At 74.3% G+C, this 14,157-nt stretch carries 11 protein-coding genes; 7 read left to right on the forward strand and 4 right to left on the reverse strand.

Annotated features, from left to right (window positions below; genetic code table 11):
* Positions 1-59: 59 nt before the first annotated feature.
* A complete protein-coding gene (locus AB0J24_RS16025) occupies positions 60-236 on the reverse strand; it encodes a hypothetical protein (RefSeq protein ID WP_358681595.1) in 177 nt (58 codons plus the stop codon).
* Between the two features lie 292 nt (positions 237-528).
* On the opposite strand from AB0J24_RS16025, the gene AB0J24_RS16030 reads away from it, so the two are divergent.
* Positions 529-1,581, forward strand: a complete 1,053-nt coding sequence (locus AB0J24_RS16030) for a glycosyltransferase family 4 protein (protein WP_358681598.1) — start codon at positions 529-531, stop codon at positions 1,579-1,581.
* 33 nt (positions 1,582-1,614) lie between these two features.
* Here the strand turns inward: AB0J24_RS16030 and AB0J24_RS16035 are convergent, their stop codons facing one another.
* On the reverse strand, positions 1,615-3,117 hold the full coding sequence (locus AB0J24_RS16035) for a PucR family transcriptional regulator (RefSeq protein WP_358681601.1): 1,503 nt from the start codon (positions 3,115-3,117) through the stop codon (positions 1,615-1,617).
* Between the two features lie 119 nt (positions 3,118-3,236).
* Between AB0J24_RS16035 and AB0J24_RS16040 the strand changes: the two genes are divergently transcribed.
* From AB0J24_RS16040 to AB0J24_RS16060, 5 genes are all read left to right on the forward strand, one after another.
* Positions 3,237-4,643, forward strand: coding sequence for an aspartate aminotransferase family protein (locus AB0J24_RS16040; RefSeq protein ID WP_358681603.1), 1,407 nt, complete (start codon positions 3,237-3,239; stop codon positions 4,641-4,643).
* Between the two features lie 174 nt (positions 4,644-4,817).
* The gene (locus tag AB0J24_RS16045) at positions 4,818-7,169 is read left to right on the forward strand and encodes a glycerol-3-phosphate 1-O-acyltransferase (RefSeq protein ID WP_358681605.1); all 2,352 of its coding nucleotides are present in this window, start codon (positions 4,818-4,820) and stop codon (positions 7,167-7,169) included.
* The gene (locus AB0J24_RS16050; protein ID WP_358681608.1) at positions 7,156-8,646 is read left to right on the forward strand and encodes an HAD-IB family hydrolase; all 1,491 of its coding nucleotides are present in this window, start codon (positions 7,156-7,158) and stop codon (positions 8,644-8,646) included. The genes AB0J24_RS16045 and AB0J24_RS16050 overlap by 14 nt, the downstream gene beginning before the upstream one ends.
* Positions 8,639-10,072: a wax ester/triacylglycerol synthase domain-containing protein gene (locus AB0J24_RS16055; RefSeq protein WP_358681611.1), complete on the forward strand. Its 1,434-nt coding sequence runs from the start codon at positions 8,639-8,641 to the stop codon at positions 10,070-10,072. Before AB0J24_RS16050 ends, AB0J24_RS16055 begins: the two co-directional genes overlap by 8 nt.
* Before the next feature lie 49 nt (positions 10,073-10,121).
* The gene (locus AB0J24_RS16060; RefSeq protein WP_358681614.1) at positions 10,122-10,394 is read left to right on the forward strand and encodes an alpha/beta fold hydrolase; all 273 of its coding nucleotides are present in this window, start codon (positions 10,122-10,124) and stop codon (positions 10,392-10,394) included.
* Between the two features lie 37 nt (positions 10,395-10,431).
* On the opposite strand, the gene AB0J24_RS16065 is transcribed toward AB0J24_RS16060, so the two are convergent.
* On the reverse strand, positions 10,432-10,866 hold the full coding sequence (locus tag AB0J24_RS16065) for a MarR family transcriptional regulator (RefSeq protein WP_358681617.1): 435 nt from the start codon (positions 10,864-10,866) through the stop codon (positions 10,432-10,434).
* A 110-nt stretch (positions 10,867-10,976) separates the two neighbouring features.
* On the opposite strand from AB0J24_RS16065, the gene AB0J24_RS16070 reads away from it, so the two are divergent.
* A complete protein-coding gene (locus AB0J24_RS16070) occupies positions 10,977-12,779 on the forward strand; it encodes an ABC transporter ATP-binding protein (protein WP_358681620.1) in 1,803 nt (600 codons plus the stop codon).
* A gap of 114 nt (positions 12,780-12,893) precedes the next feature.
* Here AB0J24_RS16070 and dinB read toward each other — a convergent pair whose 3' ends face one another.
* The gene (gene dinB / locus AB0J24_RS16075) at positions 12,894-14,153 is read right to left on the reverse strand and encodes a DNA polymerase IV (protein WP_358681991.1); all 1,260 of its coding nucleotides are present in this window, start codon (positions 14,151-14,153) and stop codon (positions 12,894-12,896) included.
* Between the last annotated feature and the right edge of the window lie 4 nt (positions 14,154-14,157).

Here is a 14,157-nt window from a genome sequence, read left to right on the forward strand (position 1 = left end):
ACCGCGGGTGTCACGGGGAGATCGTGGGTCCGTCGTGCCGACGGGCCCGGGTGCAGCGGTCAGTAGGCGTCCTCGTCCTGGCCGGCGTCGCGGTACTGGTCCGCGAGATCGGCGGGGTCGGCCTCGCGGTCGGCGGTGGGGCCGACGGGTGTGTCGTCGTCCTCGGGGAACGCCGGACGCCGCTGTTCGAGCGCGTCCGCCGGATCGGTCTCGGGGAGCGGGGTGTCGGGGCGCATCGTGCCTCCTTTCGGTCGGTCGGAGCAGAACCTACCCGGCGGACGACCGCCTCATGCACGAACCGGCAGCGGGCCGGCAGCTCTGGTGCGGCCCGGCTCCGCCACCGGTGATCGCTCATCGCCGCCGACACCCCGGGGTCGTGCCACGCACGGGGCCGGGCGGTGCACCGGCACCGTCTGCAGCGGTTCGTCCCCGCTGGCGATCCGCCGCGGAGCGGGTACCGTCGGGTGTTCGACGCGTAGAGCCACCTGCGCGTGCCCGCAGCCCAGCGTGCACGCCGAGGAGGGCCCGTTGCGCATCGCCGTCATCCGCACGTCCGAGGTTCCCGACGGATGCGGGACCGTGACCGCGGCCCGCGCCCTGGCCGTCGCGGGTCACCGCGTCCTGTTCCTCACCGACCGGGCCGACGATCACGACGGCCCGGGGCCGGTGGACGGGCCGGGGGAGTTCGTGGTCCGGCCGCTGCCGGCCACCGGGACCGGCTGGGGCGACGACCCGCCGGACCTGGTGCACGCGGTGGGTCCCGCTGCCGTCGCCCGCGCGGCCGCGGCCGGCGTGCCGATCGTCGCGTCGTGCCCGGCCGGGGGGCCGGGTCCGGCCGGGTCGCTCGCCGGGGTCGCGATGGTGCTCGCCGACTCCGACCACCGGCACACCGCCCTGCTCGACGCAGGCGTACCTCGCTCGCAGCTGCGCACCGTGCCCGCCTGCGTCGACACCGACGCCTACACCCCGGCCGGCCCGGCCCTGCGCCGTGGTGAGCACCCGCGGTTGGTCGTGGTCGGCCCGCTCGCGCCGGGTGCGGGGGTGGGGACCGCGATCCGTGCGCTCGCCCGGACCCGCGACGCCGAGCTGCTGGTCGCGGGCGGTGCGCGGGGTGACGATCCGGATCGGGCCCGGCTGTTCGCCCTTGCCAGGGAGGTCGGCGTCGCCCGGCGGGTCCGGTTCCTCGGCCCGGTGGACGACGCGCTGCGGCCCCGGCTGCTGCGGTCCGCCGACGTCGTACTGGACGTGCCGGACCGTGACGTCCCGGCGACCCCGGTGCTGCAGGCGATGGCCTGCGCCCGCCCCGTGGTGGCGTCGTCGGTCGGCGGGGCGGCCGATGCCGTGGTCGACCGGGTGACCGGCCTGCTGGTCCGGCCCGGCCGCCCCGCCGAGGTCGCCGCCGCGGTGCGCGACCTGCTCGGGGACGACGCGATGCGGGTCGGTTACGGCATCGCCGGGCGGGACCGCGCGGTGTCCCGGTTCGACCGGGCCCGGATCGCGGTCGCCCTGACCGCGCTGTACGGCGAGCTGGTGGGCGAGCCGGAGCCGGAGCCGGAGTCCGAACTGGAGCTGCTCGGCTAGGGGCCGCGGACGCTGCGAGGTCTCCGGCGGCGGTCAGTGACCGGCCCGGCGCAACCCGAGCAGCGCCAGGTGCACCGACGTCCGCACCTCGGGTTCGGTGAGGTCGGCGCCGAGGAGCGTGGACAGCCGGTGCAGCCGCGCGTAGGCGGCGGGACGCCCGGTGCCGATCCGGCGCGCGAACTCGGCGACGACGCCACCGGCCTCGACCAGCGCGTCCAGCCCGGCCAGTGCCTGATCACGTTCGGTGCGTGGCAGTGCGAGCACCGGCCCGAGCTGCTCCTCGACGAAGCCGAGCAGCCGAGGGTCGTCACGGAGCTGCCACACCAGCCTGCGCGCACCGAGCCCGGTGCGCCGCGGCGGCGGCGCGGGCCGGGCGCCGGGCGGTGCCGTCGACCGGTGCACATCGGCCCTCGTCCGGGCCTCCCGCAGCAGCTCCGGCAGCTGGTCGAACGGGCCGGGGCCGGTGACGGCCACGACGGTGCCGGGCGGGAGCAGCCGGACGAGCTCGTCGGTGCGGGCGCCGGTGCCGGCCCGGCGGGGGAGCGGCACCAGCACGATCTCCGCGCCGTCGACGGTCCCGACCACAGCACCCGGGACCACCGCCGGCGCGTTCCCCGACGGCCCACCGTCGACCAGGACCACCTCGAACGCCGCGGTGGTGTCGATGCCGGTGGCGCGGGCGCGCAGGGCGATCCGTTCGGTGTCCACCGGCGTCGCGGCGGCGAGCGCGGCGAGCAGCGCGTCGTGCGCGGCCCGGAGCAGCCCGCCCGGCGCGCGGTCGCGGACCAGCAGCGACAGCGCGTCCGCCGCGTGGGCGAGCACCGCGGCGACCCGGTCCTCGGCGCCGGGGACCGGGCGGGTGGGGACGGCGAGCCTGCCCCAGCGCGCACCCGGCAGGCCGACCGGTGCCGTCGGCCAGCCCTCCGGGCCCGCCGGTCCGGCCAACCGGGAACGGGCCGGCCAGTCCCGCAGGTCCGGTTCCCCGGCGGTGAACAGTACCCGGTGCGCCAGGTCCTCGCAGACCACCGGACCCTCCAGCAGGGCGGCCGCCTCGGCGACCACCCGCTCCGGGCTCGCCCCGTGCAGGGTCAGCGTCCGGAACACGCCGCCGGCGTGCTCGGTGAACGACGCCCGGTCGTGCCGCTCGGTCAGCACGGTCTCCAGCGCCCCGGCCACGACGTCGGCGAAACGCACCGTGCGGCGCAGCTCGACCAACGGGAAGCCGGCGGCGCGGGCGGCCTGCACCAGCGGGCCGGGCAGGGTGGTGAGGTGCTGGCCGATCTCGACGAGCAACCCCACCGCGCCTGCCGCCCGCACGGCCGTGACGTAGCGTGCCGGGTCGGTGGTCGGGTCGGCCACCGGCAGTCCGACCGACAGCACCAGCACGCCGTCGGGCAGCGTCCCGGCCGGGTCGGCCAGCTCGCTGACGTGCACCCAGCGGACCTCGGTGTCCAGCGCGTTCCGGCCGGCGCGCACGACCGGCCCTCCGATGCGGACCTCGGGTCGGGCCAGGACGTCCGCGATCGTCGGGTACATGCCGCGACACTCCGTTCCGGTCGTGCGGCCATACGATACGAATCGTATCCGGGTCGGGAGCGTCGCAGCCGCGACGATCGGGGAGACGACCGCGACCGACGGCACGGACAGGAGCCCCTATGACCGCTCTCGAGGACCGGACCCCCGCCTCCGACGGCCGGCCGATGTCCGATGCGGCCCGGGCCGCCGGCAGGCACCTGTGGATGCACTTCGCCCGGATGCACGGTCGGGACGGCGCGCAGCCGATCCCGGTGATCACCAGGGGTGAGGGCGTGTACCTGTGGGACGACCGCGGCCACCGCGTGCTCGACGGCCTGGCCGGGCTGTTCGTCGTGCAGGCCGGGCACGGGCGCCGCGAGCTCGCCGAGGTTGCCGCCCGGCAGGCGTCGGAGCTGGCGTACTTCCCGGTGTGGGGGTACACCACGCCGCCGGCCGCGGAGCTGGCGGAGCGGCTCGCGCACCTCGCGCCGGGGGATCTCGACCGGGTCTTCTTCACCTCCGGTGGCGGCGAGGCCGTCGAGTCGGCGTGGAAGGTGGCCAAGCAGTACTTCACGCTGCGCGGCAAGCCGGCCAAGCACAAGGTCATCAGTCGGATGACCGCGTACCACGGCACCTCGCACGGGGCGCTGGCGATCACCGGCCTGCCCGCGATGAAACAGGATTTCGAGCCGCTGGCCCCGGGGGGCTTCCGGGTTCCCAACACCAACCTCTACCGGCATCCGGAGTTCGACGGCGATGCCGAGGCGCTGGGCCGCTGGGCCGCCGACCGGGTCGAGGAGGCGATCCGGTTCGAGGGCCCGGACACCGTCGCCGCGGTCGTGGTCGAGCCGGTGCAGAACTCCGGTGGCTGCCTGACCGCGCCGCCGTCGTACTTCGCCCGCCTGCGGGAGATCTGCGACCGGCACGACGTGCTGCTCGTCTCGGACGAGGTGATCAACGCGTTCGGCCGGCACGGGCACGCGTTCGCCTGCACGAAGTTCGGCTACACCCCCGACCTGATCACCTGTGCGAAGGGCATGACCTCCGGGTACGGCCCGCTCGGGGCGATGATCGCCTCCGAGCGGGTGATCGAGCCGTTCCTGCAGCCGGGGGTGAGCTTCCCGCACGGGTACACCTGGGGCGGGCACCCGGTCGCGGCCGCCGTCGCGCTGGCCAACCTGGACCTGATGGAGCACGAGGACCTCTACGGCAACGTGCTGGCCCACGAGCAGGCCTTCGGCGACACCCTGCGCCGGCTACTGGACCTGCCGATCGTCGGCGACGTGCGCGGCGACGGCTACTTCTGGGCGATCGAGCTGGTCAAGGACAAGGCCACCCGGGAGACCTTCGACGCCGCGGAGCGCGAGCGGCTGGTCAAGCAGTACCTGCCCGGGGCGCTGTTCGGCAACGGTCTCTACTGCCGTCCCGACGACCGCGGGGACGTCGTCGTCCAGCTCGCCCCGCCGCTGATCGCCGGGCAGGCCGAGTTCGACGAGATGGAACGGATCCTGCGGCACACCCTCACCGAGGCGAGCGGCGTCGTCTGACGCGCGCCACCGCCGCGGCGCAGCTCAGCGGGCCGCCGCGATCGGCACGTCCCGCCGAGCCGCAGGTCGGCGGGGCTGGCACACCGTGTCGCGAAGTTGTTCGGCAATCTCGCGGTAACTACGTTGTGCCGGGGGGAAGCGTCGCGACGCGGCGGGCCGGCGCGAGGGGGACCGATGACGACCGACGGACTGGCCGGGACGCGCGAGGTGGTGATCATCCAGCCCCGCTCCTTCACCGAACGGTCGATCCTGCAGCGCTGGGCGGAGAAGGAGCATCCCGATGCCCGGGTGGTCCCGCTCGGGGCCGGGCCGGAGGCGCCCGGTGCGCTCGGCGCGGCGCTCGACGGGGACGACACGGTGATCATCCCGGCGCGGATCACCTGGGTGACCCCCGAGCCCGACGAGTCCGGCGCGCTGCGCAAGCTGAGGGGGCTCGCGACCACCGCCGCGATGCGGATCGCCTGGTCCCCGCTGCACCCGACGATGGCCCGGTTCCGGCCGGACGCGGCCCGGGTCGTCGTCGGTGAACCGGCCACCGTCGCCGGCCTGGCGGAGCGGTTCGCCGTCCAGGAGGGGTCCCGCCCCGGATCGGGGGGGTTCGCCCGGTTCGTCGCCCGGCAGGCCGTGCTGGCCTGCGACCGTGCGGAGCGCCGGATACTCGGCGACCGCTACAAGGTGCCCCGGCGGATGGTCGAGCAGATCACCTCGTCGCACCGGTTCCCGAAGCTGGTCGAGCGGCTGGTTCGCCAGACCGGCTCGACCCGGGCCGAGATCGAACGGCGGCTGGTGAGCTGCCTGCACGAGATGGCGGCGGTGCAGAGCCCGCCGGCGATCGACGTCTTCCGGGCCATGATGGGCCCGATGCACACCAAGGCCTGGGACGTCCAGGTCGACGAGTCCGGGCTGGAGCGGCTGCGCGAGCTCAACAAGGAGCATGCGCTCGTCTTCCTGCCCAGCCACCGCTCCTACGCCGATCCGCTGGTGTTCGCCGAGGTGCTGCACGAGCGCAACTTCCCGCGCAACCACGTGCTCGGTGGCAACAACCTGTCGTTCTGGCCGATGGGTGCGCTCGGCCGCCGGGCCGGCGTGGTCTTCATCCGGCGCAGCTTCGGCGGCGACACCGTCTACAAGGCGGCGATCCAGGAGTACCTCGGCCATCTGCTGGCGAAGCGGTTCAACCTGGAGTGGTACATCGAGGGCGGCCGCAGCCGTACCGGCAAGCTGCGGCGCCCGCGCTACGGCCTGCTCCGCTACCTGGTCGCGGCGCTGGAGGACCGGCCGGAGCTGGACGCGGTGCTGGTCCCGGTCTCGATCGTCTACGACCAGCTGCACGAGGTCGGCGCGATGGCGGCGGAGCAGCGCGGCGGGGACAAGAAGGCCGAGGGCCTGGGCTGGCTCTACGGCTACTTCCGTGAGCAGCGCCGTCACGTCGGCACCGCGCGGGTCCGGTTCGCCGAGCCCCTGTCGTTGCGCCAGGCGCTGGCCGATGCGGGTGAGGGTTCGGCCCGGTTGGAGAAGGTCGCGTTCCGGGTGTGCGCGGGGATCAACCGGGTCACCCCGGCCACGGCGACGTCGCTGGCGACGTTCGCGCTGCTCAGCGCCCGCGACCGGGCGCTGACCCTGCAGCAGGTCCGTGAGGTCGTCGCCCCGCTCGCCGACTACCTGGAGGCCCGCGGCGTCCCGGTGCCGATCGCCGAGCTGCGCACCCGGCACGGCCTGCGGATGACCCTGGACCGGCTCGCCGAGGCGGGTGTGGTCACGATCTACTCCGGCGGTACCGAGCCGGTGTTCTCGATCAGTGCGGGCCGTCACCACGTCGCCGCGTTCTACCGCAACGGGGCGTTGCACCATCTGTTGAACCGGGCGATGCTGGAGCTGGCACTGCTGCGGGTCGGCGACGCGGACGAGGGCGACGACCCGGTCGAGGTCGCCTGGCGTGAGCTGGCCCGGCTACGGGACCTGTTGAAGTTCGAGTTCTTCTTCTCCACCCGCGCCGAGTTCCGCGACGAGATCATGAACGAGGCCGAGCTGGTCGACGCCGAGTGGCGGCACCGCGCCGGGAAGCCCGCGGACGCGCGTGCCGCGCTGCGGCGGGCACCGCTGCTGGTCGCCCCCGGCGTGCTCCGGTCGTTCTTCGACGCCCAGCTCGTCGTCGCCGACCGGCTCGCCGTGCTCGGTGACGACCCGATGCCGGAGGAGAAGGACTTCCTCGACGGCTGCCTCGGCGTCGGTAGGCAGATGCTCATGCAGCGCAAGCTGGACCGGCCCGACTCGGTGTCGCGCGAGCTGTACGCGACGGCGCTGCGGCTGGCCGAGAACCGGGGCCTGCTCGCCGGTGGGGCGCCGGGTGCCCGGCGGGCGGCCTGGCTGGCCGAGGTCAGCGCGGTGATCGAAGATCTGGGGCGGCTGGCCGGTCTGGAGCGGGCCCGGCTGGAGGTCGTCCTCGGTGAGGGGGAGGACAGCGCGGCTGTACCGATCCCCGGGGCGACCGGACACGTGGAGGGGGACAGCGGTGTCGCGAGCTGAGGGAACGTCCACGGCGCGGGCCGAGCGGCTCGCCGAGGTCCGGGCGGCGCCGCCCGGACCGGGCACCATCGCCTACTTCGACTACGACGGCACCGTCATCGACGGCTACTCGGCAGGTGCGTTCTACCGCCGACGGCTGCGCGAGTTCGACGTCGGCCCGCTCGAGATGGTGCGCACCGTGCTGTCCGGGATGCGCGGCATCCGCACCGATGACGACTTCAAGGAGTTCCTCTCCATCACGCTCGCGACCTGGAAGGGGCGCAGCGAGGCCGAGCTCGTCACCCTCGGGAACGACCTGTTCCGCGACGAGATCGCCGGAGCGCTGCACCCGGAGGTGTGGGAGCTCGTCGCCGCCCACCAGGAACAGGGGCACCAGGTGGTGATGGCGTCCTCGGCGACCCGGTTCCAGGTGCAGCCGATGGCCGACGAGCTGGGCGCCGACCGGGTCCTGTGCACCGAGCTGGAGGTCGACGGCGGCGTGCTGACCGGACGGGTCGTCGGCACCTCGCTGTGGGGGCCGGGCAAGGCCGAGGCGGTGCTCGCCGACGCCGCCGCCCACGGTGTCGACCCGGCCGACTGCTTCGGGTACGCCAACGGCACCGAGGACGCCGAGTTCCTCTCCTCGGTCGGCCACCCGGTCGCGGTGTCGCCCACCGACTCGCTGCGCGAGCTCGCCGGCCGCAACGGTTGGCCGGTGCTGGACTGCGCGCCCCGCGGAGGGCTGTTCCCAGGGCTCACCGACGTCGCCCGCACCGCGATCTTCTACGGCGGAATGGCGGGTGGACTCGCCGCGGCGGCCGGCGCCGGGCTGCTGCACGGCTCGCGGCGCAAGTTCGTCGACCTGGCCGCAGGCGTCGGCGCCGACGTCGCGTTCGGACTGTCCGGGATCGACGTCGAGGTGACCGGGGCCGAGCACCTGGTGTCCGCCCGGCCGTGCGTGTTCGTGTTCAACCACCAGTCCAAGTTCGACGTCCCGATCCTGATGAAGCTGCTGCGCGACGGCTTCACCGGTGTCGCGAAGAAGGAGGCCGCCTCGATCCCGGTCTGGGGGCAGCTGTTCCAGATCGCCGACGTCGCGTTCGTCGACCGCGGCAACACCACCCAGGCCAGGGAGGCGCTGCGGCCCGCCGTGGAGAAACTGCGCGACGAGGGCATCTCGCTGGCCATCGCCCCGGAGGGCACCCGCTCACCGACACCACGGTTGGGCCGGTTCAAGAAGGGCGCCTTCCACATCGCGATGCAGGCGGGCGTTCCGATCGTGCCGCTGGTCATCCGCAACGCCGGGGAGATCATGTGGCGGGGCGCGCAGACGTTGCGCGGGGGGACCGTGCAGGTCGTCGTGCATCCGCCGATCGACACCACGCACTGGGTGCCCGAGGACGCCGGGAAGCACGCCGACGAGGTCCGCACGCTGTTCCTGGACACCCTCGCGCGCTGGCCCGAGCGCCGTCCGCATCTGGGGGCGGCCGGTGAGTGAGGCGCCGCTGACCTGGGGATCGGTTCGTGAGATGTCGCCGTTCGAGGTGATGATGTGGCGGGCCGAGTCCGATCCCCGTTACCGCGCACCGGTGCTGGCCGTCGAGCTGCTCGACCGGGCCCCGGAGTGGGCGCGCCTCATGGCGGCGACCGAGTGGGCGACCCGGATGGTGCCGCGGTTCCGGGAGCGGGTCCGCGAGCCGCTGGCCGGGCTCGGCACGCCCTACTGGATCCACGACGCCGAGGTCGACCTGCACTACCACCTGCGTCGGGTGCGGCTCCCCGGCTCCGGGCCCGGATTCTGGGCCGGGCTCGCCCCGATCGCCGAGCAGTTCATGATGACCCCGATCGACCGGGAGCGGCCGCCGTGGGAGGCGATGCTGGTCGAGGGTCTGCCGGACGGGCGCGCCGCGTTCCTGCTGAAGCTGCACCACGTGCTCACCGACGGCATGGGCGTCGTCCAGCTGCTGTCCCAGCTGCACAGCCGCCGCCGCGAGCACGATCCGCAGAAGCCACAGCCCGAGGCGCCCCCGACCGAGGCACCCGACCCGCTGGCCGAGGTCGACCGGCTGGTGCGCCGCGAGGCCGGTCTGCTGCCGGCGGCGGCCCGGACGGCCCGGGACGTGTTCGGTGCACTGACCCACCCGGTGTCGGCGGCCCGGGAGACCGTCCGGTGGGTGGAGTCCGCTACCCGGGTACTCGCGCCGCCGCCCGGTGAGGCCTCGGAGCTGCTGGCACCGCGCGGGTTGTCCTGGCGGTTCGTCGCGCTCGACGCCGGGTTCACCGATCTGCGCGCGGCAGGGAAGTCGGCCGGCGGTTCGTTCAACGACGCCTACGTCGCCGCGCTGCTCGGGGCGTTCCGGCTCTACCACCAGGAGCTGGGGCGTCCGGTCGACCCGGCGGCGACGCTGCGTACCTCGGTCCCGGTGTCGGTGCGCCGCACCGGTGACGCCGCGGGCGGCAACCGCTGGGCGCCGGCCCGGCTGGCCGCGCCGATGGGCGTCGTCGACCCGGCCGAACGGGTCCGGGCGGTCGGTGCGCTGATGCGGGCCGCCCGCGACGAGCCGGCGCTGGAGAGCCCGGACGTCGTCGCGCCGCTGCTGGCCAGGCTGCCCGGTCCGCTGCTCGCCCTGGTCGCGGGTGGTTCGACCGCGGGGAACGACCTGCAGGCGTCGAACGTGCCGGGCCTGCGCTCCGAGGCGTTCCTGTGCGGGGCGCGGATCGAGCGGGTCTACCCGTTCGCCCCGCTGCCCGGTTGCGCCGCGATGATCTCGGTGGTGACCCACGGTGACACCTGCTGTGTCGGGGCCAACCTCGACGCCGCCGCCGTCACCGACCGGGAGCTGTTCGCCGAGTGCCTCGCCGCCGGGTTCACCGAGGTGCTGTCGCTGCGGCGGGGGGCCGCGGAGCCGGTGATCGTCCGGTGACCGGTCACCGTCGCGGCGGTTCGGGCGAGCGTTTCTGCTGCTGCACGGGATGACGTCGTCGTGGCGGGCGTCGCGCCCGGTGCTGCCGATGCTGATCGCGCCGTTCGACGAGTCACCGTGCCCGGTCCGCATCGCCTGGGCCGGTGCCGACCGCACGATCCCGTACGCCCGCTGTGCCGGACCGATGATGGCGGCCGTGCCGGACGCCGACCTGGTGGTGCTGCCGGGCGTCGGACACGTCCCGATGGTCGACAACCCCGCCCTGGTGGCGTGGACGATCCTGCAGCGCACCCGCTACGAGGTGGCGTCGCGCGAGCGGTGAGTCCGGCCGAGCGCGCGACGGAGGGGACGGACCGGGATCAGCACCCGTCGGCCGCGGGGTGATCCTCGGCGGCCCGCCGCAGCACCGTCAGGATCCGGGCGAGCTCGGCCCGGTCGTGCTCGGGCAACCGGTCGAAGACGCGCCGCGCCTCCTCGGCCCTGGCTTCGTGGATCGCGGCGGCGGTGCTCGCACCCCGCTCGGTCAGTCGGAGCCGGACGGCGCGCCGGTCGCCCGGGTCGGCGATCCGTTCCACCAGGCCCCGGTCGGCCAGTCCGTCGACGAACTCGGTGGCCGAGCGCGGTGTGATCCGCAGGTGCCGGGCCAGCTCGCCCGGGCGCATCTCGCCGTGCCGGGTCAGCGCTCGCAGCGCCCTGGCCTGCGAGGGGTTCAGGTCCCAGGCGGCCAGCATCGTGGCCGAGACGTGCCGGACCTGGCGGGCGACGGCCCAGAAGGAGTCGACGAGATCGCCCACGGAGGCAGGGTCGGGATCAGGCACGGGAGCAGGTTAGCAGCCGGTGGTACAGTAACCTCATAGTGAGGCAACCACAGTAAATGAGTAGATCGCCCGTGAAGGAGGCCCACGTGGCGCCCCGTATCCCCGACCGGCCCGGGCGGCCGGACGTTCGCACGGCGACCCCGGAGGAGAAGGAGGCGGCCCGCACCGTCTCGCTGCGCCGGATCGCCGCCCTGTTCGCCCCGCACCGGGGCCGGCTGGCTGTCGTCCTCGTGACGATCGCCCTCTCCTCGATCGTCGCGATGGCCTCGCCGTTCCTGTTGCGCGAGGTCATCGACGTCGCTCTGCCGCAGCGTGACGTCGTGCTGCTCGCCTGGCTGGCGGGCGGGATGGTGGCGGTGGCAGCGGTCACCGCGGTGCTCGGCGTCGTACAGACCTGGATCGCGACCCGGATCGGGCAGGAGGTCATGCACGGGTTGCGGACCGGCGTGTTCGCGCACCTGCAGCGTCAGAGCATGGCCTTCTTCACCCGGACCCGCACCGGTGAGGTGCAGTCCCGGATCATGAGCGACATCGGCGGCATGCAGTCGGTGATCACCGGAACCGCCACCTCGATCGCGTCGAACCTGACCACCACGGTGGCCACCCTGGTCGCGATGCTGGCGCTGTCCTGGCAGCTCACGCTGGTCTCGCTGGTGGTGCTGCCACCTGCTGTCCTGGTGGCCCGCCGGGTCGCCCGCACCCGCAGGGCCGTGACCGCCGCGCAACAGCGCGAGCTCGCCGATCTCAACGTGACCGTCGAGGAGAGCCTGTCGATCAGCGGTGCGACCCTGTCCAAGACGCTGGGCAGCGGGCCGGAGCTGACCCGCCGGTTCACCGACTCGTCGGCCCGGCTGATCGGCCTGGAGTTGCGCTCCGAGCTCGCCGGTCGCTGGTCGATGGCGGTCACCCAGGTCATGTTCGCCGCCGTCCCGGCGGTCATCTATCTGTCGGCAGGTCTGCCGTTCACGGCGGGCACGACGAGCATCGGCACCCTGGTCGCGTTCACCGCGCTGCAGGCCGGCCTGTTCCGGCCGGCGATGGGGCTGCTCTCGACCGGGGTCCAGATCGTCGCCTCGCTGGCACTGTTCGCTCGCATCTTCGAGTACCTGGACCTGCCCGTCGACGTCGCCGAGCCGACGCACCCGGTTCCGGTGGACCACGCACGGGTGCGCGGGCACGTGCGCCTCGAGAACGTCACCTATGCCTACCCGGGCAGCGGCACGGCCGCCGTCGCCGGGATCGATCTCGACGTACCGGCCGGCAGCACCCTGGCGCTGGTGGGTGAGACCGGCTCGGGCAAGTCCACTCTGGCCGGGCTGGTCGCGCGGCTGCACGACCCGACGTCGGGGCGGGTGACGATCGACGGTGTCGACGTCCGCGACCTGGCCTCAGCCGATCTGACCCGGATCGTCGGCGTGGTGAGCCAGGAGACCTACCTGTTGCACGCCACCGTCCGGGAGAATCTCCGCCACGCCCGCCCGGACGCCGGCGACGCCGAGATCGAGGCTGCCGCCCGTGCCGCGCAGGTGCACGACCTGATCACCGCGCTGCCCGACGGCTACGACACGGTCGTCGGCTCCCGCGGGCACCGGTTCTCCGGCGGGGAGAAGCAGCGGATCGCGATCGCACGCACGCTGCTGCGTGATCCGAAGGTACTGATACTCGACGAGGCCACCAGTGCGCTGGACGCCCGGACCGAGCGGGCCGTGCAGGCCGCGTTCGACGAACTGTCCCGCGGCCGCACGACGATCACGATCGCGCATCGGCTCTCCACCGTCCGCGACGCCGACCGGATCGCGGTGGTCGACCACGGGCGGATCGCGGAGACGGGTACCCACGACGAGCTGCTGGCCGGCGCCGGTCGCTACGCCGCGCTGGCCACCGCCTGATCCCTTCCACCGGGCCGGGCTCATCGCCGCGGTTGGGGGACGGTGCGCACCCCTCCGGCCGGAGGTGCCGGGGCACCGCCGCCGGTTCGCCACCGGTCGGGCGGCCGCGGCGGGTCACTCGTGCTCGGGTAGCAGCGGCACCCCCGGGTCGTCGCTGCGGCCGAGCCCGGTCGCCCGGCACAGCGACCCGGCGCCGAACCGGCGGCGCACCGCGTCCAGCGCGGTGTCCAGCGCCTGCCCGGACCGGGCGTCGAACGGGAGCTCCCACTGCAGGGCGTCGTCGCGGTCGAGGTTGGTCAGCGACAGGCCGAGCAGCGTGATGCCGCGCTCGCGGATCTCCGGCAGCGCGGCGGCCAACAACCGGCGGGCCGCACCGAGGATCGTCGCGGTGTGCGCGGTCGGCACCTGGAGCGTGTGCGACCGGGTCACCCGGCTGTGGTCGGCGAAACGAAGTCGCAGTACCACGGTGCGGCAGACCCGCCCGCCACCGGGGGCCGCCGGGCCGCCGGAGCCGGTCGAGCCGCTGGAACCGCCGTCCCTCGGCGCGCGCAGACGCCGGGCGAGCCGGTCGACGGTGCCGGCCAGGATCGCGTCCAGCTCGTCCGGTTCGCGCCGGCGGCGGCCCAGCGCCTGCTGCGAACCGATCGAGCGTCGCGATCGGCCGGTCTCGACCGGGCGTGGGTCGCGCAGGTGGGCCAGCGCGTGCAGGTGCCGCCCGGCGGCCGGGCCGAGCAGCGACATCAGTGCCGCCTCGCCGAGATCCGCGACCTCGGCGACGGTGCGCACCCCCAGTTCGTGCAACCGGGCCGCGGTGACCGCCCCGACGCCCCACAGCCGCTCCACCGGCAGCGGGTGCAGGAACTGTCGTTCCCGGTCCGGGTCCACCACGAGCAACCCGTCCGGCTTCGCGACCCCGCTGGCGACCTTCGCCAGGAACTTCGTGCGTGCCACGCCCACGGTGATCGGCAGGCCCGCCTCGGCGAGCACCCGCTCACGCAACCGCACCGCGATGTCCCGGGGTGCCCCCGAGATCCGGGCGAGTCCGCCGACCTCCAGGAACGCCTCGTCGATCGACAGGCCCTCGACCTGCGGTGTGAGGTCCCGGAAGATCGCGAAGACCGCACGGCTCGCCGCGGCGTACACGGCCATCCGCGGCGGGACGACGACGGCGGCCGGGCACAGCGCCCTGGCCTGCCTACCGCCCATCGCGGTCGCGACCCCGTACGCCTTCGCCTCATAGCTCGCCGCCAGCACCACTCCGCCGCCGACGATCACCGGCCGGTCGCGCAGGCGCGGATCGTCACGCTGCTCGACCGAGGCGTAGAACGCGTCCAGGTCGGCGTGCAGGATCGTGGCCAGGCCGCGCACGAACATATGT

Source organism: Pseudonocardia sp. NPDC049635 (assembly GCF_040659795.1).
Lineage (GTDB): Bacteria > Actinomycetota > Actinomycetes > Mycobacteriales > Pseudonocardiaceae > Pseudonocardia.

What these genes read in the sequence shown, in the direction of transcription:
- AB0J24_RS16045 (WP_358681605.1), top strand. Translation starts at nt 4,818, where the DNA reads ATGACGACCGACGGACTGGCCGGGACGCGCGAGGTGGTGATCATCCAG.
- AB0J24_RS16035 (WP_358681601.1), bottom strand. Translation starts at nt 3,117, where the DNA reads ATGTACCCGACGATCGCGGACGTCCTGGCCCGACCCGAGGTCCGCATC.
- AB0J24_RS16060 (WP_358681614.1), top strand. Translation starts at nt 10,122, where the DNA reads ATGACGTCGTCGTGGCGGGCGTCGCGCCCGGTGCTGCCGATGCTGATC.
- dinB (WP_358681991.1), bottom strand. Translation starts at nt 14,153, where the DNA reads ATGTTCGTGCGCGGCCTGGCCACGATCCTGCACGCCGACCTGGACGCG.
- AB0J24_RS16025 (WP_358681595.1), bottom strand. Translation starts at nt 236, where the DNA reads ATGCGCCCCGACACCCCGCTCCCCGAGACCGATCCGGCGGACGCGCTC.
- AB0J24_RS16040 (WP_358681603.1), top strand. Translation starts at nt 3,237, where the DNA reads ATGACCGCTCTCGAGGACCGGACCCCCGCCTCCGACGGCCGGCCGATG.